Source organism: Parasulfuritortus cantonensis (assembly GCF_004337445.1).
Taxonomy (GTDB): domain Bacteria; phylum Pseudomonadota; class Gammaproteobacteria; order Burkholderiales; family Thiobacillaceae; genus Parasulfuritortus; species Parasulfuritortus cantonensis.
In genome coordinates this window covers 83,298-105,464 of sequence record NZ_SJZB01000049.1, presented here as the reverse complement: position 1 = coordinate 105,464, position 22,167 = coordinate 83,298, and the positions used below count along the sequence as shown (strand labels likewise).

Annotated in this window: 22 protein-coding genes; 14 read left to right on the top strand and 8 right to left on the bottom strand. The window is 70.2% G+C overall.

The window, feature by feature from the left end; all coding sequences use genetic code 11:
* Nucleotides 1–18 precede the first annotated feature (18 nt).
* Nucleotides 19–273, bottom strand: coding sequence for a hypothetical protein (locus tag EZJ19_RS14355; protein WP_131448770.1), 255 nt, complete (start codon nucleotides 271–273; stop codon nucleotides 19–21).
* A 101-nt stretch (nucleotides 274–374) separates the two neighbouring features.
* Here EZJ19_RS14355 and EZJ19_RS14350 point away from each other — a divergent pair, with 101 nt between their 5' ends.
* Nucleotides 375–1,430 (top strand): HD-GYP domain-containing protein, encoded by a 1,056-nt coding sequence (locus EZJ19_RS14350; RefSeq protein ID WP_131448768.1) that lies wholly within the window; start codon nucleotides 375–377, stop codon nucleotides 1,428–1,430.
* Nucleotides 1,431–1,434: 4 nt separating this feature from the next.
* On the opposite strand, the gene EZJ19_RS14345 is transcribed toward EZJ19_RS14350, so the two are convergent.
* Nucleotides 1,435–2,553 carry a hypothetical protein gene (locus tag EZJ19_RS14345; protein ID WP_131448766.1) on the bottom strand — a complete coding sequence of 373 codons (1,119 nt, stop codon included), beginning with the start codon at nucleotides 2,551–2,553 and terminating at the stop codon, nucleotides 1,435–1,437.
* Nucleotides 2,554–2,686: 133 nt separating this feature from the next.
* On the opposite strand from EZJ19_RS14345, the gene EZJ19_RS14340 reads away from it, so the two are divergent.
* The 6 genes from EZJ19_RS14340 (at nucleotide 2,687) to EZJ19_RS14315 (ending at nucleotide 11,019) form a co-directional block, all read left to right on the top strand.
* On the top strand, nucleotides 2,687–5,182 hold the full coding sequence (locus EZJ19_RS14340; protein ID WP_131448764.1) for a glycogen/starch/alpha-glucan phosphorylase: 2,496 nt from the start codon (nucleotides 2,687–2,689) through the stop codon (nucleotides 5,180–5,182).
* Nucleotides 5,183–5,199: 17 nt separating this feature from the next.
* Nucleotides 5,200–5,910 (top strand): ABC transporter ATP-binding protein, encoded by a 711-nt coding sequence (locus EZJ19_RS14335; RefSeq protein WP_240754785.1) that lies wholly within the window; start codon nucleotides 5,200–5,202, stop codon nucleotides 5,908–5,910.
* A 553-nt stretch (nucleotides 5,911–6,463) separates the two neighbouring features.
* The gene (locus tag EZJ19_RS14330; RefSeq protein ID WP_131448762.1) at nucleotides 6,464–8,830 is read left to right on the top strand and encodes an ABC transporter permease; all 2,367 of its coding nucleotides are present in this window, start codon (nucleotides 6,464–6,466) and stop codon (nucleotides 8,828–8,830) included.
* A gap of 61 nt (nucleotides 8,831–8,891) precedes the next feature.
* Nucleotides 8,892–10,070, top strand: a complete 1,179-nt coding sequence (locus EZJ19_RS14325) for an efflux RND transporter periplasmic adaptor subunit (protein ID WP_165873590.1) — start codon at nucleotides 8,892–8,894, stop codon at nucleotides 10,068–10,070.
* A gap of 6 nt (nucleotides 10,071–10,076) precedes the next feature.
* On the top strand, nucleotides 10,077–10,598 hold the full coding sequence (locus EZJ19_RS14320) for an O-acetyl-ADP-ribose deacetylase (RefSeq protein ID WP_131448758.1): 522 nt from the start codon (nucleotides 10,077–10,079) through the stop codon (nucleotides 10,596–10,598).
* Complete coding sequence (locus tag EZJ19_RS14315; RefSeq protein ID WP_165873589.1) at nucleotides 10,588–11,019, top strand: DUF5086 family protein; 432 nt, start codon at nucleotides 10,588–10,590, stop codon at nucleotides 11,017–11,019. The genes EZJ19_RS14320 and EZJ19_RS14315 overlap by 11 nt, the downstream gene beginning before the upstream one ends.
* A gap of 13 nt (nucleotides 11,020–11,032) precedes the next feature.
* On the opposite strand, the gene EZJ19_RS14310 is transcribed toward EZJ19_RS14315, so the two are convergent.
* The 4 genes from EZJ19_RS14310 to EZJ19_RS14295 are packed head-to-tail and all read right to left on the bottom strand — an operon-like array spanning nucleotide 11,033 to nucleotide 14,542.
* Nucleotides 11,033–11,584: a DJ-1 family glyoxalase III gene (locus EZJ19_RS14310; protein WP_131448754.1), complete on the bottom strand. Its 552-nt coding sequence runs from the start codon at nucleotides 11,582–11,584 to the stop codon at nucleotides 11,033–11,035.
* A gap of 1 nt (nucleotide 11,585) precedes the next feature.
* Nucleotides 11,586–12,743, bottom strand: coding sequence for an FAD-dependent oxidoreductase (locus EZJ19_RS14305; RefSeq protein ID WP_131448752.1), 1,158 nt, complete (start codon nucleotides 12,741–12,743; stop codon nucleotides 11,586–11,588).
* Nucleotides 12,744–12,746: 3 nt separating this feature from the next.
* On the bottom strand, nucleotides 12,747–14,165 hold the full coding sequence (locus EZJ19_RS14300; RefSeq protein ID WP_131448750.1) for a sensor histidine kinase: 1,419 nt from the start codon (nucleotides 14,163–14,165) through the stop codon (nucleotides 12,747–12,749).
* A complete protein-coding gene (locus EZJ19_RS14295) occupies nucleotides 14,162–14,542 on the bottom strand; it encodes an RNA-binding S4 domain-containing protein (protein WP_131448748.1) in 381 nt (126 codons plus the stop codon). The genes EZJ19_RS14300 and EZJ19_RS14295 overlap by 4 nt, the downstream gene beginning before the upstream one ends.
* A gap of 57 nt (nucleotides 14,543–14,599) precedes the next feature.
* Here EZJ19_RS14295 and EZJ19_RS14290 point away from each other — a divergent pair, with 57 nt between their 5' ends.
* Nucleotides 14,600–15,157, top strand: a complete 558-nt coding sequence (locus EZJ19_RS14290; RefSeq protein WP_131448746.1) for a hypothetical protein — start codon at nucleotides 14,600–14,602, stop codon at nucleotides 15,155–15,157.
* Between the two features lie 7 nt (nucleotides 15,158–15,164).
* Here EZJ19_RS14290 and EZJ19_RS14285 read toward each other — a convergent pair whose 3' ends face one another.
* Nucleotides 15,165–16,577 carry an MBL fold metallo-hydrolase RNA specificity domain-containing protein gene (locus EZJ19_RS14285; RefSeq protein ID WP_131448744.1) on the bottom strand — a complete coding sequence of 471 codons (1,413 nt, stop codon included), beginning with the start codon at nucleotides 16,575–16,577 and terminating at the stop codon, nucleotides 15,165–15,167.
* 95 nt (nucleotides 16,578–16,672) lie between these two features.
* Between EZJ19_RS14285 and EZJ19_RS14280 the strand changes: the two genes are divergently transcribed.
* The 6 genes from EZJ19_RS14280 (at nucleotide 16,673) to EZJ19_RS14255 (ending at nucleotide 21,716) form a co-directional block, all read left to right on the top strand.
* Nucleotides 16,673–17,335 carry an endonuclease III domain-containing protein gene (locus EZJ19_RS14280; RefSeq protein ID WP_131448742.1) on the top strand — a complete coding sequence of 221 codons (663 nt, stop codon included), beginning with the start codon at nucleotides 16,673–16,675 and terminating at the stop codon, nucleotides 17,333–17,335.
* Complete coding sequence (locus EZJ19_RS14275) at nucleotides 17,317–17,715, top strand: YchJ family protein (RefSeq protein ID WP_131448740.1); 399 nt, start codon at nucleotides 17,317–17,319, stop codon at nucleotides 17,713–17,715. The genes EZJ19_RS14280 and EZJ19_RS14275 overlap by 19 nt, the downstream gene beginning before the upstream one ends.
* A gap of 30 nt (nucleotides 17,716–17,745) precedes the next feature.
* Nucleotides 17,746–18,543: a dienelactone hydrolase family protein gene (locus EZJ19_RS14270; protein WP_206199437.1), complete on the top strand. Its 798-nt coding sequence runs from the start codon at nucleotides 17,746–17,748 to the stop codon at nucleotides 18,541–18,543.
* Nucleotides 18,544–18,644: 101 nt separating this feature from the next.
* Nucleotides 18,645–19,193, top strand: coding sequence for a glycine cleavage system transcriptional repressor (locus EZJ19_RS14265; protein WP_131448736.1), 549 nt, complete (start codon nucleotides 18,645–18,647; stop codon nucleotides 19,191–19,193).
* Nucleotides 19,194–19,206: 13 nt separating this feature from the next.
* Nucleotides 19,207–20,049, top strand: a complete 843-nt coding sequence (locus EZJ19_RS14260) for a GGDEF domain-containing protein (protein WP_131448734.1) — start codon at nucleotides 19,207–19,209, stop codon at nucleotides 20,047–20,049.
* 62 nt (nucleotides 20,050–20,111) lie between these two features.
* On the top strand, nucleotides 20,112–21,716 hold the full coding sequence (locus EZJ19_RS14255) for a peptide chain release factor 3 (protein WP_131448732.1): 1,605 nt from the start codon (nucleotides 20,112–20,114) through the stop codon (nucleotides 21,714–21,716).
* 102 nt (nucleotides 21,717–21,818) lie between these two features.
* On the opposite strand, the gene EZJ19_RS14250 is transcribed toward EZJ19_RS14255, so the two are convergent.
* On the bottom strand, nucleotides 21,819–22,100 hold the full coding sequence (locus tag EZJ19_RS14250) for a hypothetical protein (RefSeq protein WP_131448730.1): 282 nt from the start codon (nucleotides 22,098–22,100) through the stop codon (nucleotides 21,819–21,821).
* Nucleotides 22,101–22,167: the final 67 nt, after the last annotated feature.

Below are 22,167 nucleotides of genomic sequence, written 5' to 3'. Positions count from 1 at the left end.
CGCCCGGCACGGGCACGCTCATTCGATCTGCGCGTCGACCAGGCGCAGGGCGTCCTTGAGGGTTTCCTCGCTGAGGGCGTTCAGGCACTCGCCCATCATTTCCGCGGCGTCGATGGTTTCCCGATTGCGCGGCAACGCGCCCGGGTCGAGGTTCGCCGCCAGGACGGCGGCGGCACCGGCCAGGCGCAGCAGTTTCTGGCGCTCCTGCATGAGAATTTCCAGCTCGTTGCGCAGCAGGGCGACCTCCTGGTCGTTCAGGGCATGGACGGTCATGCTTTCCTCATGTCGCTTGTGTTTCGTGTGGAATAATATCGTGCATTCCCGCACCACGCCTGACTTTCGTGCCCATACGCCCTGTCGTTCCGGATGACTCGATGATCGGCCAGCCGCTGGCCTGGGACCTGTATACGGTGACCGGCGTGCTGGTCGCCCGGGCCGGCATGGTGGTCGTCGACGGCGCCCAGCTGGCGCGCCTGGCGGCCCGGCCGCTGTACCGGAAATCGGATCCCGGCACGGCCGGCGCCGACTTGGTCGAGCGCCTGCGCTACGTCATGCAGGAATACCCGCAGATGCTCGGGACCGCCGGCACGGCGACGCTGGAACTGGCCATCCGCGACCTTGCCAGCGAGTTGATCGCCCTCGCCCACCTCGACCACGATGCCTGCCTGGGCCTGCTGCGCCGCCTGCCCATGCGCGACACGGCGGCGCGCCACTGCCTGCTCAGCGCCCTGATCGCCTTCGACCTCGGCGAGCAGATCGGCCGCGCCGAGGAGGAACTCCTGGTCACCGTGGCGGCGGCCATGACCATGAACCTGTCGGCCATGCGCCTGCACAACGAGTTGAACGACGGCCGCCTGCGCTTCAGCCCGGACATCCGCACCGAGCTGCGCCGCCATCCGGAGGACAGCGCCAGGCTGCTCGAGGCCGGCGGCGTGCACGACCCGGCCTGGCTGGCGACCGTACGCCAGCACCACGAACACCTGGACGGCAGCGGTTACCCGCACGGCCTGCGCGAGGACGGCATCGGCGTGCCGGCACGCCTGCTGCACATCGCCGATTTCTACGCCGCCAAGATCAGCGGCCGCTACAACCGGGCGCCGAAATCGCCGCGTTACGCCTTCAAGCAATTGTTCGGCAGCGAACGCGGCCGCCTGGACGGCCATTACTCGGTCATGCTGCTGCGCCGCCTGGGCCTGTTCCCGGCCGGCAGCCTGGTCCGCCTGGCCAACCGGGAGACCGCCGTGGTGACGCGCAAGGAGGGCAGCGGCGAGGGCGCCGGCCGGGTCACCGCGTTCATGGACATGCGCGGACGCCTGCTCCGGGACCCGGTCGAGCGCAACACCACCCAGGTCAACTACGCCGTCACCGGCCTCACCGAGGCCGAGCCAAACTGGCCCGAGATACCCTGGTCCAGCTACTGGGGGTACTAGGAAGTCAGTGCGCCTGGCCGGCCGGCTTGCCGGCCGCTTCGGCCATGCCCTCGGCGAAGGCGCGCGCGGTCTCCACGCGGCACTGGTCGGCCGCCTTGGCGGCATCGCGGATCAGCGCCTTGAGCCAGATGTCGCCGCTGTGCCCGCCCAGGGCCTGGCGGTCGTCGGCGTCGGCGAAGCGCGCATAGAAGATGCGCCGGCTGCCCGCCTTGTCGAACCACCAGGCGTTGGCGGCGGCGTATTCGTAGCCGAACGGCAGCAGGGCGGCGCCGAACTCGGGCGCATACGGCCAGCCCTCCTTGCCGGTATCGGCGGCGCCGATGAAGCCGGCCGCGGCCAGGCGCTCGACCAGCCGGGCCGCCTCACGCAGGCGGCAGTGGGCCACGTACAGGTAGTGGCCGCGCTGCAGGGTCCAGGCGGCCACGCCCTGCGGGTCGAGCTCGCGCACCGGCATCTCGGCCGCCGGCGTACCCAGGGCGTTGACATGGTGCAGCACGAGGCCGGCCGGGTGCGCCAGCATCGGGTGGCAGCGGCCCTCGACATAGTTCACGGTGCTGAAGGCGTAACGCAGGTAGGCGTCGACCGGGGTGCGGATGGCGGCGTCCTCGCGCAGCGCCTTGTGGAGGTCGAACAGGGCCATCAGGCGGTCGGCCGGGACCGGCAGCACCAGGCTGACCAGATGGCCGTCCGGGAAGTCGCCGCCGACGGCGTCGTCCTCGCGGTGCGGGAAGACGCGCAGGTTGTACATGGCCTCCAGGCGTTCGCCCAGCCGGGCCAGCCAGGCACCCGGATGGATGCCCTGGACGCTGGCGCCGAGGTCGCCGAAGCGGCTCGCCGAGACCAGGGTGACGGTCTCGTCGCCGGCGAACGACAGTTCCAGGGAGGACAGTCCGCCGGCATAGCGGAAGCGCGCGAGGTGGCCGTCGGCATCGCGCCAGTCGGCCGTCCAGCCTTTCTTCACCGGCTTGAACGAGGCGGCGACCAGGTCGCCCAGAAGCAGCCTCGAGGGCAGATCGGCGGCGGACTTGACGTCCGCGAGGTCGGCCACCGGCACGTTGACGGGGCGCTCGATGGCGGGCATTTGCAGCAGCTTGGGGAAGGTGGGGGCAGCGGAGGTAGTCATGGCGCCGATTATACCCGAGCATTTTTATCAGAAATAGATTCCCCTGCCGCGGGCAGGGTCCGGATTGGCATTCCCGCCGGCTGCCGGCCACAATGAGGACTAGCCTACATCGAGACACGACAGGATTGTGGCCATGCCTGCACGCAAGCAAAGCAGCGGTACCGTTCCTCCCGGGCCGGAACACACCCGCACCGGGTTGTCCGCCGAAACCCTCCGGCAGGCCTTCCTGGACAACCTGTTCTACATCCAGGGACGTTTCCCCGAGATCGCCACCGACGACGACCGTTACCAGGCGCTCTCCTACACCGTGCGCGACCGCCTGCTGCACCGCTGGGTAAGAACGATCCAGGCCTACAAGGAACGCGACCCGCGCACCGTCTGCTACCTGTCCGCCGAGTACCTGCCCGGCCCGCACCTGGCCAACAACCTGCTCAGCCTGGGCATCGTGGACGCCACCCGCGAAGCCCTGCGCGGACTCGGCCTGGACCTGGACGCCATCCTCGACCACGAGGAGGAGCCCGGCCTCGGCAACGGTGGCCTCGGCCGCCTGGCCGCCTGCTTCATGGATTCCCTGGCCACCCTGGAGATTCCGGCCATCGGCTACGGCATCCGCTACGAGTACGGCATCTTCGACCAGAAGATCCAGGACGGCTGGCAGGTCGAGACCTCGGACACCTGGCTGCACTACGGCAACCCGTGGGAGGTCCGCCGGCCGGGCATCTGCTACGACGTCCGCATCGGCGGCCGCACCGAGCACGTGACCGACGAGCACGGCCGCCTGCGCGTACACTGGCGCCACGCCGACCTGTTCCGCGGCGTCGCCTACGACACCCCGGTCGCCGGCTACGGCGTCGAGACCGTCAACCTGCTGCGCCTGTGGCGCGCCGAGGCGGCCGAGGACTTCGATTTCACCGTGTTCAACCAGGGCGACTACGTCGGCGCGGTGATGCGCAAGGTGCGCTCCGAGACCATCTCCAAGGTCCTCTACCCGAACGACGAGGCCGACAGCGGCAAACGCCTGCGCCTGCTCCAGCAGTACTTCTTCGTCTCCTGCTCGCTGCAGGACATGCTGCGCATCTTCGCCACCACCGGCCGGCCCCTGGCAGAGTTCCACGCCAAGTTCGCCGCCCAGTTGAACGATACCCACCCGACCATCGCCGTCGCCGAGCTGATGCGCCTGCTCGTCGACGAGCACGGCCTGGACTGGGACGAGGCCTGGCAGGCGACCCGCCATACCTTCGCCTACACCAACCACACCCTGCTCCCCGAGGCCCTGGAGAAGTGGCCGCTGCCGCTCTTCGCCGACGTCCTGCCGCGCCACCTGGAGATCGTCTACGAGATCAACCGTCGTTTCCTGGACGACATGCGCCTGCGCTACCCGGACGACCCCGCCCGCATCGCCCGCCTGTCGATCATCGACGAGACGCCGCCCAAGTACGTGCGCATGGCCCACCTGGCCAGCGTCGGCGGCCACGCCATCAACGGCGTCGCCGCCCTCCATACCCGCCTGCTCGGCACCACGGTGCTGAAGGACTTCCACGACATCTGGCCGGACAAGTTTCAGAACAAGACCAACGGCGTCACCCCCCGGCGCTTCCTGATGCTGGCCAACCCCGGCCTGGCCGATCTGCTCACCGAGGCCCTGGGCGACGGCTGGACGCGCGACCTGGAACGACTGCGCGGCCTCGAGGGCCTGGCCGACGACCCGGCCTTCCAGGACCGCTGGCGCCAGGCCAAGCTGATCCGCAAGGCCGCCCTCGCGGAACGCCTCCGGGCCGGCCAGGGCAACGCCATCGACCCGGCCAGCCTGTTCGACATCCAGGCCAAGCGCATCCACGAGTACAAGCGCCAGCACCTCAACCTGCTCCACGTGGTGACCCTGTACAACCGCCTGAAGCATGCCCCGGATGCCGACGTCCCGGCGCGCACCGTGCTGTTCGGCGGCAAGGCGGCGCCCGGCTACGCCATGGCCAAGCTGATCATCAAGCTGATCAACGCGGTCGCCGAGGTGGTCAACCGCGACCCCGACATGCGCGATCGCCTGAAGGTCGTGTTCGTGCCCGACTACAACGTGAAGGTCGCCCAGTCCGTCTATCCGGCCGCCGACCTGTCCGAGCAGATTTCCACGGCGGGCATGGAAGCCTCCGGCACCGGCAACATGAAGTTCTCGCTCAACGGCGCCCTGACCATCGGCACCCTGGACGGCGCCAACGTCGAGATCCGCGAGGCGGTCGGCCCGGACAACTTCTTCCTGTTCGGCCTCGACGCCGACGAGGCGGTCCGGACCCGGGCCGCCGGCTACCGGCCCTACGCGCTGTACGAGCGCGACCCGGAACTGCGCGCGGCCGTCGACCTCATCGCCGGCGGCCACTTCGCGCACGGCGACGCCGGCCTGTTCCGGCCCCTGGTCGACCACCTGCTCGGGCGCGACGACTACCTGCTGCTGGCCGACTACCGCGCCTACGTCGACTGCCAGGACCGGGTCGCCGACGCCTGGCGCGACCCGGCGCGCTGGACCCGCATGGCCATACTCAACGTCGCCCGCATGGGTCGTTTCTCGTCCGACCGCGCCATCGCCGAGTACTGCCGCGACATCTGGAACGTGGCGCCGGCCCGGGTGGACGGGTGACGGCGGGCGCGCCGGGCGTGGCCGGGGACGTCGTCTTCCGGGCCAGCGGCCTGACCAAGGTGTATCGCATGGGCGAGGTTTCGGTGCATGCCCTGCGCGGCATCGACCTGGCGTTCCGGGCCGGCGAGTTGGTGGTCCTGCTCGGCCCGTCCGGCAGCGGCAAGTCCACCCTGCTCAACATCCTGGGCGGCCTGGACACCCCGACCAGCGGCGAGGTCTGGTACCTCGACCACAACCTGACCGCGGCCACCGACGCCCAGTTGACCCGGTTCCGGCGCGACCACGTCGGCTTCGTGTTCCAGTTCTACAACCTGATCCCCAGCCTGACCGCGCGCGAGAACGTCGCCGCGGTGACCGAGATCGCCCAGGCCCCGATGCGGCCCGAGGAGGCCCTCGCCCTGGTCGGCCTGGGCGAACGGCTGGACCACTTCCCGGCCCAGCTCTCGGGCGGCGAGCAGCAGCGCGTGGCGATCGCCCGCGCCATCGCCAAGAAACCGGCCGTCCTGCTCTGCGACGAGCCGACCGGGGCGCTCGACTCGGCCACCGGCATCGTCGTCCTGGAGGCCCTGGAGAAGGCCAACCGCGAACTGGGCACGCTGACCGTCCTGATCACCCACAACGCCGGCATCGCGGACATGGCCGACCGGGTGATCCGGCTGTCGGACGGGCACATCGTCGAGGTGCGGGCCAACGCGACCAAGCGGCCGGCGCGGGAGCTGTCGTGGTGAAGGCCGGCGGCGGTCGCGCCTTTTCCTCCGCTTCCCGCTTCGGCGGGGCGGCTTGGGCCGGGGGCGCCCGGCGAACGCCTCACTTTCTTTGCTCGTGCAAAGAAAGTAAGCAAAGAAAGCACGCCCCACATCCGTCGAAACCCCGGGCATTCCAGACCTGCCCGGGCGGCGAAAGAACTCGCTACGCTCAGACACCTTTCGCCGACTTCCCCCGGTCAGATCCGGAATACCCGGCGCCGGCTGAGGGGACGTCCCCCCACCCCAGCCCCTCCCCCGCCCGCGGGGGAGGGGTGCGCGGCAGCGCCGGTAGGGGCATATTTTCATCCCCTCTGAGCCGCCAGATTCTCCGCTGGCGGCCGGGGGAAGTCGGCGAGCACTGTCTGAGGCCGAAGGCCGAGTTGCGCAGCCGCCCGGCCGCCGGTGGAGAATCTGGGAACCCGAAGGGCGGCGAAGCGGGGCGTGCTTTCTTTGCTTACTTTCTTTGCACGAGCAAAGAAAGTGAGGCGCTGCCGGGCGCCCCCGGCCCAAGCCAGCAAGCCGCACCGACACCGCCATGACCGCCCTCAACCGCAAACTCCTGCGCGACCTCTGGCTCATGCGCGGCCAGGTCCTCGCCATCGCCGCGGTGATCATGGGCGGCGTCGCCACCATGGTGATGGCCCTGTCGACCTACGACTCCCTGCTCGAGACGCGCGACCGCTTCTACCGCGACTACCGCTTCGCCGAGGTGTTCGCGCCCCTCAAGCGCGCCCCGGAGGCGGTCGCCGAACGGCTGCGCGAGATCCCCGGCGTGCGCGAACTGGAGACCCGCGTGGTCGCACAGGCGAAGCTCGAGGTCGCCGGCTTCGCCGACCCGATCACCGGCCAGATACTCTCCATCCCCGACCACGGTGACCCGCTCCTCAACCGCCTGCACCTCAAGCGCGGCCGCTGGCCGGCCCCCTACAGCGAGGACGAGGCCCTGGTCAGCGACACCTTTGCCGACGCCCACGGCCTGCGCACCGGCGACCGCATCGGCGCCATCATCAACGGCAAGCACAAGCAGCTGACCCTGGTCGGCGTCGCCCTGTCGCCCGAGTTCGTCTACCAGATCGCGCCCGGCTCCATGTTCCCGGACTTCCAGCGCTACGGCGTGCTCTGGATGGGCCGCCACGCCCTCGCGGTGGCCTACGGCATGGACGGCGCCTTCAACCGGGTCGCCCTCACCCTGGCCCCGGGCGCCCCGCTCCAGGACGTCGTCGACGCCCTCGACGAACGCCTCGCGGCCTACGGCGGCGTCGGCGCCTACGGCCGCAAGGACCAGTTCTCCAACCGCTTCCTGGCCGAGGAACTGAAGCAGCTGCAGACCACCGCGACGGTCTTCCCGGCCATCTTCCTGGGCGTCGCCGCCTTCCTGCTCAACGTCGTGGTGAGCCGCCTGATCGCCACCCAGCGCGACCAGATCGCCATCCTCAAGGCCTTCGGCTACACCAACGCGGCGGTCGGCTGGCACTTCATCAAGCTGGTCATGGCCATCGTCCTCATCGGCGTCGCCGGCGGCGTCGCCCTGGGGGCCTGGTTCGGCCATGGCCTGGCCGGCGTGTACATGGATTTCTACCGCTTCCCCTACCTGAACTACGTCCTGCGCCCGGTGGCCGTCCTGATCGCCCTGGCCGTGGGCAGCGCCGCCGGGATCGGCGGCACCCTGTTCGCGGTCCTCAAGGCCACCCGCTTGCCGCCCGCCGAGGGCATGCGGCCGGACACCCCGGTCGTCTACCGCGCCACCTTCTGGGAACGCCTGGGCCTGCAGCGCCACCTGGGCCAGCCGTCGCGCATGATCCTGCGCCACATCGGGCGCCGGCCGGTGAAGTCGCTGCTCACCCTGCTCGGCATCGCCTGCGCCGGCGGCCTCATGATGGTGGGCGACTACCAGCGCGGCGCCATCGACTTCATGGTCGACGTGCAGTTCCGCCAGGCGTCCCGCGAGGACCTCGCCGTGAGCTTCGTCGAACCGACCTCCGGGCGGGCCCTGCACGAACTGGCCAGCCTGCCCGGGGTGCGCCAGGTCGAGGGCGTGCGCGAGGTCGCCGCCAACCTGCGCTACCGCCAGTACCACTACCGCACCAGCCTGTCCGGCATCCAGCCCGAGGGACGCCTGCACCGCTCCCTCGACGCCCGCCTGCAGCCGGTCCAGGTGCCGCCCGATGGCGTCATCCTGACCGACCACCTGGCCCGCAACATACTGCACGTGCAGCCCGGCGACGTCCTCACCGTGGAGGTCCTGGAGGGCCGCCGCCAGGTGCTGCAGGTCCCGGTCCAGGGTCTCACCAAGCAGTACCTGGGCGTATCCGCCTACATGCGCCAGGACGTCCTCAACGACCTGCTGCGCGAGGGCGACGTGGTGTCCGGCGCCTACCTGTCGCACGCGCCGGGCAACGACGGCCCGCTCTACGGCGCCCTGCACGACCGTCCGCGCGTGCTCGGCCTGGTCGCCCACGCCAGCGCGATCAAGAGCTTCTACGCGACCCTGGGCGAATTCGTCCTGTTCTTCAACATGGTGACCACCCTGCTGGCCGGCATCATCGCCTTCGGCGTGGTCTACAACTCGGCGCGCATCTCGCTGTCCGAGCGCAGCCGCGAACTGGCCAGCCTGCGCGTGCTCGGCTTCACCCGCGCCGAGATCGCCTACATCCTGCTCGGCGAGCTGGCCGTGCTGACCCTGGCCGCCATCCCGGTCGGCTTCCTGGTCGGCGTCGGCCTGTGCGGCATCCTGGTGGTGTCGTTCGAATCCGATCTATACCGCCTGCCGCTGGTCCTGTATTCCAACAACTATGCCCTGAGCGCCACCGTGGTGACGGTGTCGGCCGTCCTGTCCGGCCTCCTGGCCTGGCGCCAGCTCGGCCGCCTGGACCTGATCGGCGTGCTCAAGACCCGGGAATGAAGGCGCGCCGCCCGCCCTGTCTGCGGCAACCGGAATACCGCGGTAGTATTGCTGCCTGACCATGTCCAAACGCCTGCCGCTCTTCCTGCTCGCCCTGCTCGTCCTGGCCGCCCTGGTCTGGGGTTTCCTGCCCGGCCCGGTGCCCGTGGAGATGGCCGCGGTGACGCGCGGTCCGCTCTCGGTGACGGTCGACGAGGAGGGCAAGACCCGGGTGCGCGAACGCTATGCGGTGTCCGCCCCGGTGGCCGGCTACGCCCGTCGCATCGACCTCAAGATCGGCGACGCCGTCGCCGCCGGGCAGACGGTGGCGGTCCTCGAACCGGCCCGCTCGGCGGGTCTCGACCCGCGCGGCGAGGCCCAGGCGCGGGCCCAGGTCGAGGCCGCACGCGCGGCCGCCCGGGCCAGCCACGACGCGGTCGCCGCCACGCTCGCCGAGGAGCGCCTGGCCGACCAGGAACTGGCGCGCGCCGAGGCCCTGTTCCGCGACCGCTTCGTCGCCCAGGCGGCGCTCGACCAGGCCCGCTCGCGCCAGCAGGCCGGCCAGGCCAACCGCCGGGCCGCCGAACAGAGTGCGCGTGCCGCCGACTACCAGCTCGCGGTGGCCCAAGCCGCCCTGGTCCAGGCCGGCCGGCCGGCCCGCGGCGACACCGTCGCGGTGACCGCCCCGGTGGCCGGCCGGGTGCTCGCCGTGCCGCACGAGAGCGCCGGCCCGGTCGCGGCCGGCCAGAGCCTGATCGAGATCGGCAACCCGGACAGCCTGGAGGTGGTGGTCGAGGTGCTCTCCACCGCCGCCGTGCGCATCGCCCCTGGCACCCGGGTCAGCCTCGACCGCTGGGGCGGCGAGCGCCCGCTCGACGCCGTCGTGCGCGTGGTCGAGCCGGCCGGCTTCACCAAGATATCCGCCCTCGGCGTCGAGGAGCAGCGGGTGCGCGTGCTCGCCGACATCAGCACCCCGGCCGAGGTCTGGCACCGCCTCGCGGACGGCTACCGGGTCGAGGCCAGCTTCGTGGTCTGGCACGGCGACGACGTCCTCCAGGTGCCGACCAGCGCCCTGTTCCGGCAGGGCAACGACTGGGCCCTGTATGCGGTGGTGGACGGCCGCGCCCGCCTGCGCCCGCTCCGCATCGGCCAGCGCAGCGGCCTGGCGGCCCAGGTCCTGGATGGCCTGGCGGCCGGCGCGCAGGTGATCGCGCGCCCGGACGACCGCATCCGCGACGGCGTCCGGGTCGCCGCCCAGTAGGCCGCCATGGGCGTCCGCCTCGTCGCCGTCCAGGCCGACATCACCCGCCTCGCCGTGGACGCCATCGTCAATGCCGCGAACAACTCCCTGCTCGGCGGCGGCGGCGTCGACGGCGCCATCCACCGGGCCGCCGGACCGGAACTGCTGAGCGCCTGCCGCGCCCTGGCCGGCTGCCCGACCGGCGAGGCCAGGCTGACGCCCGGCTTCCGCCTGCCGGCCCGCTACGTCATCCACACGGTCGGCCCGGTCTGGCAGGGCGGCGGCGCCGGCGAGGCCGAGCTGCTGGCCGCCTGCTACCGGCGCGCCGTCGAACTGGCCGGCCGCCATGGCCTCGCCAGCCTGGCCTTCCCGAGTATCAGCACCGGCGCCTACGGCTATCCGATCGGCCGCGCGGCGCCGGTCGCCGTCGCCGCCGTGCGCGCGGCGAGCACGGCCTGGCCGGCCCTGCGCGAGGTGCTGTTCGCCTGCCATACGGCGGCCGACCTGGCCGTCTATGCCGAATTGCTGGTGGAAGAACATGAAGATTGAAGCCAAACGCCGCGCAGTCCGCTGGCTGGCCGCGCTGGCCGGCCTGACCGCCACCTGCGCCCTGGCCGCCGGCCCCGACCTGGCCGGCCATGCGGCCGGCATCTGGGCGCTGCCCAGCACCGCCACGACGACGCGCTGGCTGGTCGTTCACGACCCGGCCGGCGGCCACGCCACCGGGGTCTACCACATCGAGGTGCTGGAGCGGCCGCGCGGCGCGCCGGCCTGGCAGGTGGACCACGTCGCCGGCCACATGGCGATCACCGAGGCGGCCCTGGCGCGCAGCGTCGGCAAGCCGCTCCGGCGCGGCGCGGTCTATCCGGAGACCTTCGATTCCGGCCTCGCCGCCTGGCGCGCCGAGAACGGCGGCCAGGGCGGCGCCGTCTGCGCCACCTCGGTGCTGGACTGCCTGGGCCGGCCCTGAGCCCGGCTGGCGGTCAGGAACGGACCAGCGCGGTCTCGACCTGGTCGCGCACGGCCTTGCCGACCAGCAGTTCGATCAGGGCGAGGCCGAAATCCATGGCGGTGCCGGGACCGCGCGAGGTGACCAGCTTGTCGTCGACGACCACCGCGTCCTTGCTGTAGCGCACGCCCGGGATGGGCAGGCGGTCGACGAACCCGGGGTAGCTGGTGGCCCGGCGGCCGTCGAGCAGGCCGGCCTGGGCCAGGGCCATGGGCGCCGCGCAGATGGCGGCGGTGTACTTGCCCGCCCCGGCCATCTTCTTCAGCAGCGCCTGCACGCGCGGGTCGTGGGTCAGGTTCTCGGCGCCGGGCATGCCGCCGGGCAGGACGATCATGTCGAAATCGCGTTCGAGGACGCCTTCGAGGGTCGCGTCCGGCTGCACCCGGATGCCGCGCGAGCCCCTGATGAGGCCGGAATGGAGACCGGCGGTGACCACCTCGATGTCGGCACGCCGCAACAGGTCGACGATGGTGACGGCTTCCAGGTCTTCGAAGCCGGGCGCGAGGGGAACCAATACCGATTTCATGTCAGCCTCCAGTTTCAGCGTACAGGGCCGTGTCGCCCAGCGACAGGCCGTTCAGGTAATTGCCGACCAGGCGGACCGGGGTACCGGCCAGGGCGGCGCGCAGTTGTCCGGCCAGGACCACCGAGGCCGGCGTCAGGGCCGGCAGGCGGTTGGTCTTGGTGGTCTCGTAGGCGAAGTCGGCGACGCCGCAGCCGAGCACCTCGGCGATCTTGGCGCGCCGGCCGCCGGCATCGAGCCGGCCGGGCTTGAAATGGAAGGCGAAGCCGCGCCATGCCGGGTGCGGCAGGTAATCGCGGCTGACGGCCGAGAAATAGGCGTCCTCGGCGCCGATCAGGCCGGCCACCGGCGGCAGCGCGACCTTGCCGGCCGGCACCACCACCGCGTGGGTGTCGACCCCGGCCATGGGCGTGGCGGCGAGGCCGGCGGCCAATTCGGGCAGCAGCGGGGCGAGCAGGCGAGCGGCGACGTCGGGCGGCGTCGCCACCGCCACCTCGCGCGCCCTCAGGGTGGCATCGGCAAGCTTGAGCTCGACGCCGTCCGGGCCCGCCGCCAGGCTGTCGACGCGCTGGCCCAGGCGCACCTCGACGCCGTCCGCGAGTCCGCTCAGCCAGCCCTGCATGCCGCCGGCATGGGTGAACTTGCGCGGTGCCGCCTTGACCCGCGCCTTGCGCTTGAACAGCCATTCGGCCGGATAGGGCCCGGCCGGCTGCGACAGCACGGCGGCGAAGGCCGGCGCCAGCAGGCGGTGCCAGTTGCCCGGGCCGAGCAGGCGGGTGAAGTAGGTCTCGACGTCGAGCCCGGCCTTGCCCAGGCCGAGGTTGAAGGGCAGGCGCAGGGCCGCTTCCAGGAAGCCGACCCGGGCAAACGGCGACTGTGGCCGGCCGTCCCTGAGGAAGTGGTAGCCGACCTTGGCGCGTGGCAGCAGGTTGCCGAACCGGGCGTCGGCATTGAGCGCCAGCAGGGTGCCGTAGGAGTTGTAGGCGGTATGGGCGCCGAGTTCGAGCCAGAAGTCGGCGACCGGCTGCCAGGTGTGCGCGCAGCCGCCCAGGCGGTCGTCGGCCTCGAGCAGGACGACGCGGCGGCCGGCGCGCTGGGCGTAACGTGCCGCCGTGATACCGGCGACGCCGCCGCCGATGACGACCAGGTCGAGTTCGGACATGGCTCAGGTCTCGTAAGGAAAGATGAAGTCGAAGGTGCTGCCCTCGCCCGGCCGGCTGGCGACGCGGACCTCGCCGCCGACCAGTTCGGCGGCGCCGCGCGCCAGGGCGAGGCCGAGGCCGAGGCCGCCGTAGCGCCGGGTCAGGCTGCCGTCCGCCTGGGTGAAGGCGTCGAAGATGTGCGCCTGCTTGTCCTCCGGGATGCCGACCCCGGTGTCGCGCACGCTGAAGCGCAGGTAGCCGGGCTGCTCGGCGTCGGCCGACAGGCTCACCCGGACCTCGCCCCGTTCGGTGAATTTCACCGCGTTGTCGAGCAACTGGTCGAACACCTGCTTGACCAGCTTGGCGTCGACGGTGACCGGGTCGGGCAGGCCGTCGGCGCATTCGCGTTGCAGGCGCAGGCCCTTGGCATCGGCCGCCGGCGCGACCAGGTCGAGCGCCTGGTCGACCAGTTCGACCAGGGCCGTGGGATGCGCGTCGGCCTTGCGGTCGCCGCCCAGGCTGGCGTATTCGAGCACCTCGGTGAGCAGCTTGAGCATCGCCATGGCCGAACGCAGGACGGTTTCCAGGTAGTCGCGCTGCTCGTCGGTCAGCTCGGTGTCCAGGGCCAGGTTGGTCATCCCGATGATGCCGTTCATGGGCGTGCGGATCTCGTGGCTGGCATTGGCCAGGAACTCGCTCTTGGCCCGGTTGGCCGCCTCGGCGGCCTCCTTGGCGGCGACCAGGTGCTGCTCGACCAGCTTGCGGTGTTCGATCTCGACCCTCAGGCGCTGGTTGGCGGCCCGGCTCTCCTCCAGGGCCGCCTCCTTGGCGAAGCGCTCGTGCAGGTTCTCGACGATGGCGCGGTTCAAGGTCGCCGCGCTGCGCGCCAGGGTCAGGGCGAACAGCACCACGGCCAGGGCGAACAGGGCGAACAGCGGGTCGCCGCGCACCACCAGCACCACCAGCAGGGGCAGCAGGACGAGCGCCAGGTAGACCAGGTAGACCTTGAGGTCGGGCGACAGCAGCGGGACCGCGCCGGCGGAGACCCCGGCCAGCATCAGGATGACCAGGTACTGGTAGGCCGGCGCCAGGCCGGGAAACACCGCCACGGTCAGGGTCGCCCAGCCGAGCCCGGCGGCCAGGCTGCCGAACAGGGCGATGCGCAGCCAGTAGGCGGTGTCGTGGGCCGCGGGCGCGCGCCGGTAGCGCGCGGCCTGCCAGCCGCGCAGGCCGGCGATGGCGACCATGGCGGCGGTCCAGTAGCCGAGGCGCCCGCTGCCGTCGTGGCCGGCCAGGACCGCGGCGGTGAGCATGACCAGGCCGAGCAGCATGAGCTGCCCGAACGCCGCGCTGCGGTACAGCAGAGCCACCCGCTCGGCCGCGATGCGCGCCGCGTAGTCGGGGGCGGCGGGCTGGGCGTGGAGGCCGGGGCTGTCGTTCATGTCTCGTTGGTGAAGCGGTGGATCAGGCGGCGATCGCGCTTGGTCGGCCGGCCCTTGAGGTCGGCACCCGGGTTGTGGCACAGGCGGCGCTCCGCCACCTGGGCCTCGCGCTGCGCCCGGCTCGCCTGGTCCTCCTGGTAGAGCGTCCGCGCGGCCTCGGCCGGCCCGCGCCGATCGGACAAGGCGAGCACGTCGACCAGCCAGGCGAATTCACCGATGTGCACCTCCAGACGATCACCCACCCTGATCTCCTTGCTGGGCTTGGCGCGCTCGCCGTTCAGCCTGACCCGGCCGCCGTCGACGGCCTGGCTGGCGAGGCTGCGGGTCTTGAAGAAGCGCGCCGCCCAGAGCCATTTGTCTATCCGCAATCTGTCCATGTACCGGGGCGGCCCCGGGCCGCCATAATGTCGAGACGACATCTTAGAGGAGACGCCATGCCTAGCCAACGTACCCTGCTGGCCGCGTTCGTCCCGGCGGCCGTCCTGGCGGCCTGTGCGGCCGATACCGGGCGCGGCCCGGAGTCGCCCTACTACGCCTACCCGGCCGTCGGCGTCCGCCTCCTGAAGCCGCTGACCATCCCGGCCGACCAGGCCAGCGTGCGCCTGCAGAACGGCCACCCGGTCGCCCGCAACGGGGTCGAGGAGACCGAGCCCTACTGCATCCTGGAGATCGCCACCGTCGCGGCCGCGGAACAGACCGTGGCGGCCGGCGACTTCCCGGTCGCCCGCGTGCAGCGCCGGGTCGAGTCCTTTTCCGGCATGCCGGTATTCGGGACGTCGGTGTTCGGTACCGGGACGGGCCACGACGACGGCCCGAGCCAGGTCTACTACGTCACCCAGTTCACCCTGCACGCGCCCGGACGCCCCGAGGTACGCAGCCTGACCTGCCAGCACAACCAGGCCACCGCCGGGGTCGGCATCCCGCACCACCTCACCCTGGCCCAGATGCGGGCCGCGTTGGGCGACTACATCCTGCTCGACCTGCCACGCTAGAGCCTGTTCAGACCAGGTCGAAACCGGCGCCCCGTTCCGGCGTCTCCACCTGCCAGCCGAAGCGGTCCCGCACGGCCGCCGCGAAGCCGGCCGCGGTGGCGGCCTCGCCGTGCACCACGAAGGCCCGCCTGGGCGGCGTGCGGAAGCCGGCCAGCCAGCCCAGCAGGGCGTCGCGGTCGGCGTGCGCCGACAGGCCGCCCAGGGTGTACACGCTGGCGCGCACCGGCACCGGCTCGCCGAACAGACGCACGTAGGGGGCGCCGTCGACCAGGCGCCGGCCCAGCGTGCCCTGGGCCTGGAAGCCGGCGATGATCACGCTGCAGTCGGCGCGTGCCAGGTTGTTCTTCAGGTGGTGCTTGATGCGCCCGGCGTCGCACATGCCGGACGCCGAGATGATCACCGCGCCTTGGCGGATGTTGTTGATCGCCATGGACTCTTCCGGGCTCTCCGTGAAGCGGATGTAGGGCAGGTGGTCGCCGTTCTGGCGCTGCCAGTCGAGCAACTGGCGGGTCTCCTCGTCGAGCAGGTCGGCATGGCGCAGGGTGATCTCGGTGGCGGCCGCCGCCATGGGCGAATCGACGAAGATGGCCAGGGAGCCGGAGATGCGCCCCCGGCGGATGAGGTCGAGCAGCAGGTAGACGATCTCCTGGGTGCGGCCGACCGCAAAGGACGGGATGATGACGTTGCCCTTCTTGCGCTGCACGGTGTCGTTGACCGCGAACACCAGTTCCTCGACGGTCTCGTCCATGCGCTTGTGCAGGCGGTCGCCGTAGGTGGACTCGACCAGCAGGTAGTCCGCCTCGGCGATCGGGGTCGGGTCGTTCATCAGCGGCCGGTCCGGCATGCCGAGGTCGCCCGAGAAGACCAGCTTGACCTCCTTGCCGCGGCCGCGCAGCCAAAGCTCGATGATGCTGGAGCCGAGTATGTGGCCGGCGTCGCGGAAGCAGGCGCGCACCCCGTCCGCCGGCTCGAAGGCCTGGTCGTATTCGCGCCGGCGCAGGTGCTTCAGGCTGCGCCTGGCCTGTTCGACGGTGTAGATCGGGGCCGTCTCGCCCTTCAGTTCGCCGCGTTTGCGGCGGCGGTCGTAGTTGCGCCACTCCGCCTCCTTTTCGGCGATGTGGGCGGAATCCGGCAGGAGCACGCCGAGCAGGTCGGCGGTGGCGTCGGTGCAGTACACGGGGCCCCGGAAGCCGAGGTTGATCAGGCGCGGCAGCAGGCCGGAATGGTCGATGTGGGCGTGGGTGACGAGGACGAAATCGATACCTTCCGGATCGAAGTCGGGAAAGCGCCGATTCTTCGGCTCGGCCTCGCGGCCGCCCTGGAACATGCCGCAGTCGACCAGGAACCGGACCTTCCCGGATTCCACCAGGTAGCAGGAGCCGGTCACTTCCCGGGCGGCGCCGTGTACGGTCAATCTCATGCCAGTCTCCAGCCGTGCGTTACCCTCGTTATAGCCCCGGGGCCGGCCGGCGGGCCGTTTGCCTTGCCCGGCGCGGGCGTGGATACTCGCCCGCCATGACCCGCCGCAACCCCTGGCTGATCCCCTATCAACGCCTGGCGGCCCGCCATGGTCCCCAGCACTGGTGGCCGGGCGAGACGCCCTTCGAGGTGATGGTGGGCGCCGTGCTGACCCAGAACACCGCCTGGACCAACGTCGAGCGGGCGATCGCCAACCTGAAGGCGGCCGGGCTGCTCGACTGCGCGGCGATCCTCGCCTGCCCCGATGCCGAGCTGGCGGCGGCGATCCGGCCGGCCGGCTACTTCAACGTCAAGGCCGGCCGCCTCAAGGCGCTCTGCCGCTTCCTCGCCGAGCGCGGCGTCGCCGCGGCGCCCGAACGCCTGGCCGGCCAGGCCGGCCAAGCCGAACTCCGCGACGCCCTGCTGGCGGTATCCGGGGTCGGGCCGGAGACGGCCGACTCCATCCTGCTCTACGCCCTCGGCCTGCCCAGCTTCGTGGTCGACGCCTACACGCGGCGCGCCTACGCCCGCCTGGGCCTGTTGCGCGGCGACGAGTCCTACGCCGAGATCCAGACCCTGTTCGAACGCCACCTGGCCCGCGACGTCGGGCTCTACAACGAATACCATGCCCTCATCGTGCGCCTGGGCAAGGAACACTGCCGCCCGCGGCCGCGCTGCCCGGATTGCCCGCTCAAGGAAATATGCCGACACGCCCTTTGAAGACGCCCTGCCCCTGCGGCCGCCCCGCCGAGTTGGCCGACTGCTGCGGCCGCTACCTGGCCGGCGTGCCGGCCCCGGATGCCGAAAGCCTGATGCGTTCGCGCTACACCGCCTTCACCCTGGCCGACGAAGCCTACCTGCTGGCCACCTGGCACCCGGACAAGCGGCCCGCCGGCCTGGACCTCGCGGGCCAGCCGGCGCCCAAGTGGCTGGGGCTCAAGGTCGTCCGCCACGCGGTGCTCGACGGCGACCACGCGATCGTCGAATTCGTGGCGCGCTACAAGCTCGGCGGGCGCGCTTTTCGGCAGCATGAAACCAGCAAATTCGTTAAGCTCGCCGGAGACTGGTATTATTTTGATGGAATTGATACTGACGGCTAAAAACCGTTCGACAACATGCTGGAGAATCCAATGCGTCACATCCTGCTCGTGCTCGCCGCCCTGATCCTGGGGGTATCCACCGCTCAGGCCAAGGTGGTCGGCAAAGAAGTCACCTACACCGCCAACGGCGTCACCATGAAGGGCTACCTGGCCTACGACAAGGACATCAAGGCCAAGCGCCCCGGCATCCTGGTCGTGCACGAGTGGTGGGGCCACAACCAGTTCGCCCGCAAGCGCGCGCTGCTCTTGGCGGGCATGGGCTACACGGCCCTCGCGGTCGACATGTACGGCAACGGCAAGACCGCCGACCATCCGGACGATGCCGGCAAGTTCGCGGCCGAAGTCAGCAAGAACATGCCGGTCGCCAAGGCCCGCTTCGAGGCCGCGATGAAGCTGCTCGCCAAGCAACCGACCGTGGCGCCCGGCCAGATCGCCGCCATCGGCTACTGCTTCGGCGGCGGCGTGGTCCTGAACATGGCCCGGGCCGGCGAGGACTTGAAGGGCGTGGCGAGCTTCCACGGCGTCCTGGCCACGGACAGCCCGGCCCAGAAGGGCAAGGTCAAGGCCAAAATCGCCGTCTTCACCGGCGAGGACGATCCCATGGTGCCGAAGGAGCAGATCCGCGCCTTCACCAAGGAGATGGACGACGCCGGCGTCGACTTCCGCCTGACCAGCTACCCGGGTGCCAAGCACAGCTTCACCAATCCGGACGCCGACCAGTACGCCAAGAAATTCAATCTCCCGGTCGCCTACAACGCCGAGGCCGACCAGGATTCCTGGAAGAAACTGGGCGAGTTCCTGGACTCGCTGTTCGGTCCGCGGCCGTAAGGCGCAGCACCCGAACGATGCGGCCCGCCGATGCGGGCCGCGTCGTTTTTGGCCCAAGCGTATAAAATCAAACCAGGACAACGAACTCGGATCCCTCCCCCATGAGCACCCCCCCCAACCCGCGCGACCTCCTGGCCATCACGGCAACCGGCGAGGATCAGGTCGGCCTGGTCCAGCGTTTCACCAGCCGCATCGTCGATTCCGGCTGCAACATCGAGGAGTCGCGCATGGCGCTGCTGGGCGGCCACTTCGCGCTCATCATGCTGGTGTCCGGGCGCTGGGACGCCTTGACCAAGCTGGAGGACCGGCTCGCCTCGGTGGGCGCCGAGCTGGGCCTCACCATCGTCCAGAAACGCACCCGCGACCTCGACCGCAAGCATGCCCTGGTTCCCTACAGCATCAACGTCGTGGCCATGGACCACCCGGGCATCGTGCACAACCTGGCCAATTTCTTCGCCCAGCGCGACATCAACATCGAGGAACTGGCCACCGACACCTACCCCGCCCCCCACACCGGCACGCCGATGTTCTCCGTCAACATGACCGTCGGCATCCCGGGAGACACCCACATCCCGACCCTGCGCGGTGACTTCCTGGATTACTGCGATAGCCTGAACCTCGACGCGATCTTCGAACCGGCCCGGGCCTGAGCGGAGCCCGGCCATGAAATCCCTGTCCAGACAAGCCTCCTACGGCGAAGTCCTGCTCGGCCTGACGGGGGCGCTGCTGTTCTGGATTCTGGATGCGGTGATCAAGAAATTCCTGATCGGCTGCGAACTGCCGTTCCTGACCATCCTGTTCGCCCCCGGCCTCATGGAATTCGCCACCCGGCTGCTCGCCACCGCCCTGCTCCTGCTCCTGGTCCTGGCGGCGGCCTGGCTGATCCGGCGCAAGGAGGACTCCCTGGCGCAACTCGAGCACGGCCGCTTCCTGCTCGAGGAGATGGCCATCGAACTGGGCCACAAGAACGAAAAGCTGAGCGCCGAGATCACCCGCCGCAAGGCCATCGAGGAGCGCCTGGCCACCCTGGCCGACACCGACGAGCTGACCGGCATCTACAACCGGCGCAAATTCGACGAACTGCTCGGCATCGAACTGCGCCAGGAGCCGCGCTATCAACGCGGCCTCAGCCTGATGATGCTGGACATCGACCACTTCAAGGAGATCAACGACCGCTACGGCCACGCCGTGGGCGACGAGGTGCTCAAGGAACTCGCCTACCTGGTCGAGGACATCCGGCGCGAGGCCGACACCTTTTTCCGGGTCGGTGGCGAGGAGTTCTGCCTGATCACCTTCGCCAGCAACGGCGCCAACCTGGAAACGGCCTGCGAGAAGATCCGCAAGGCGATCTCGGCGCATGCCTTCGAGACCATCGAGCACCTGACGGTGAGCGTGGGCGCCACCCAGTTCAAGCCCGGCGACAGCCGCGAGACCCTCTGCAAGCGCACCGACGACGCCCTCTACAAGGCCAAGCAGAGCGGCCGCGACCGGGTCGTGATCGGCTGAGCCTGTATACTTCCCGTCTTTCCCTGCCCGCGCCAGCGGGCTTCCGCCCCGACCGCCCTGCCATGACCGCCTTTCCGCCCGACCTGCTGCGCGACGTCCAGCGCCGCCGCACCTTCGCCATCATCTCCCACCCGGACGCCGGCAAGACCACCCTGACCGAGAAGCTGCTGCTGTTCGGCGGAGCCATCCAGATGGCAGGCACCGTCAAGGCGCGCAAGAGCGCGCGCCACGCCACCTCGGACTGGATGGAGGTGGAAAAGCAGCGCGGCATCTCGGTGACCAGCTCGGTCATGCAGTTCGAATACGCCGGCCATACCGTCAACCTGCTCGACACCCCCGGCCACGAGGACTTCTCGGAGGACACCTACCGGGTGCTCACCGCCGTCGATGCCGCGGTGATGGTGATCGACGCCGCCAAGGGCGTGGAGGCGCAGACCATCAAGCTCCTGGAGGTCTGCCGCCTGCGCAACACGCCCATCATCACCTTCGTCAACAAGATGGACCGCGAGGTGAAGCCCCCCATCGAGGTGCTGGAGGAGATCGAGTCGGTCCTGAAGATCGACTGCGCCCCGGTGACCTGGCCCATCGGCATGGGCAAGGCCTTCCGCGGCGTCTACCACCTGCTGCACGACCAGACCATGCTGTTCCGGCCCGGCGAAGAACACGCCGGTGGCGAAACCGAGCTGATCGAGGGCCTCGACAACCCGAAGCTGGATACGATGTTCCCCATGGAGATGCCGCCCATGCGCGAGGACGTCGAGCTGATCCAGACCGCCAGCCACCCGTTCGACATCACCGCCTTCCTGGCCGGCCATCAGAGCCCGGTGTTCTTCGGCTCCGGGATCAACAACTTCGGCGTCCGCGAGATCCTCCAGGCCCTGATCGAATGGGCGCCGCCGCCCCAGCATCGCGACGCCGGCGTGCGCATGGTCGAACCGGCCGAGGCGCCGTTCACCGGCTTCGTGTTCAAGATCCAGGCCAACATGGACCCCAAGCACCGCGACCGCATCGCCTTCTTCCGGGTCTGCTCGGGCCGCTACTCGCCCGGCATGAAGGTCCAGCACCAGCGCATGGGCCGGGAGATGAAGCTGGGCAACGCCCTCACCTTCATGGCCAACGAGCGCGTGCACATGGAGGACGCCGTGGCCGGCGACATCATCGGCATCCACAACCACGGCCAGCTGCAGATCGGCGACACCCTGACCGAGGGTGAGACCCTGCGCTTCACCGGCATCCCCTACTTCGCGCCGGAAATGTTCCGCACCGCGCGCTCGCGCGACCCGATCAAGTCCAAGCAGCTGCAGAAGGGCCTCAAGGAGCTGGGCGAGGAAGGCGCCATCCAGGTCTTCGAGACCCTGACCGGCGGCATGCTCCTGGGCGCGGTCGGCCAGTTGCAGTTCGAGATCGTCGCCCAGCGCCTGCAGACCGAATACAACGTCGACGCCATTTACGCCCCGGCCGACATCCACACGGCGCGCTGGCTGACCTTCCCGGACGAGGCCAGCCAGCGCCAGTTCGAGAAGGACCAGCAGATGCGCATGGCGGTCGACGTCGACGGCAACGCCGTCTACCTGGCCACCAACCGCTACAACCTTGAGCTGCTCATCGAGAAGTGGCCCAAGGTCGGCTTCCACGCCACCCGCGAGCACGGCCAGAAGCTGGCCTGAACGGGCCGGCCCGGCGCCGGGGAGGCCGAACGAAGACGCCGGCCTTGCCGGGCAATCCGGTGCCGCCAGCGTCAAGACGAGAAGCGAGGCGGGGAATCGGCCTCAGCGACCCGGCAATTCGAAGCCGTTCGGGCCGTAGTGCGGGGCCTGGCCGTTCTTGAATTTACGGCAGAAATCCTTGTATTTCTCGGTCACCGTCTCGTCACCCCGTTCGCACTGGGAACGGGCCAGCATCCAGGTATCGAACGGACAGTTCTGGAACAGGAAGTCGAGTTCTTCCTTCTGGTAGGCGCGGCTGCAACGGGCCGCCAGGTCGTCTTGGTCACCGCACCAGGCGGCCGGGACCGTCAGCGCCAGCACCGCCAGCGCCAGGATCGCACGCACTTTCTTCTCCTCGAATCCGGCTGATCACCGGCCGATAGTAACGTGAATGCCGTCCGTTCCGGCAGGG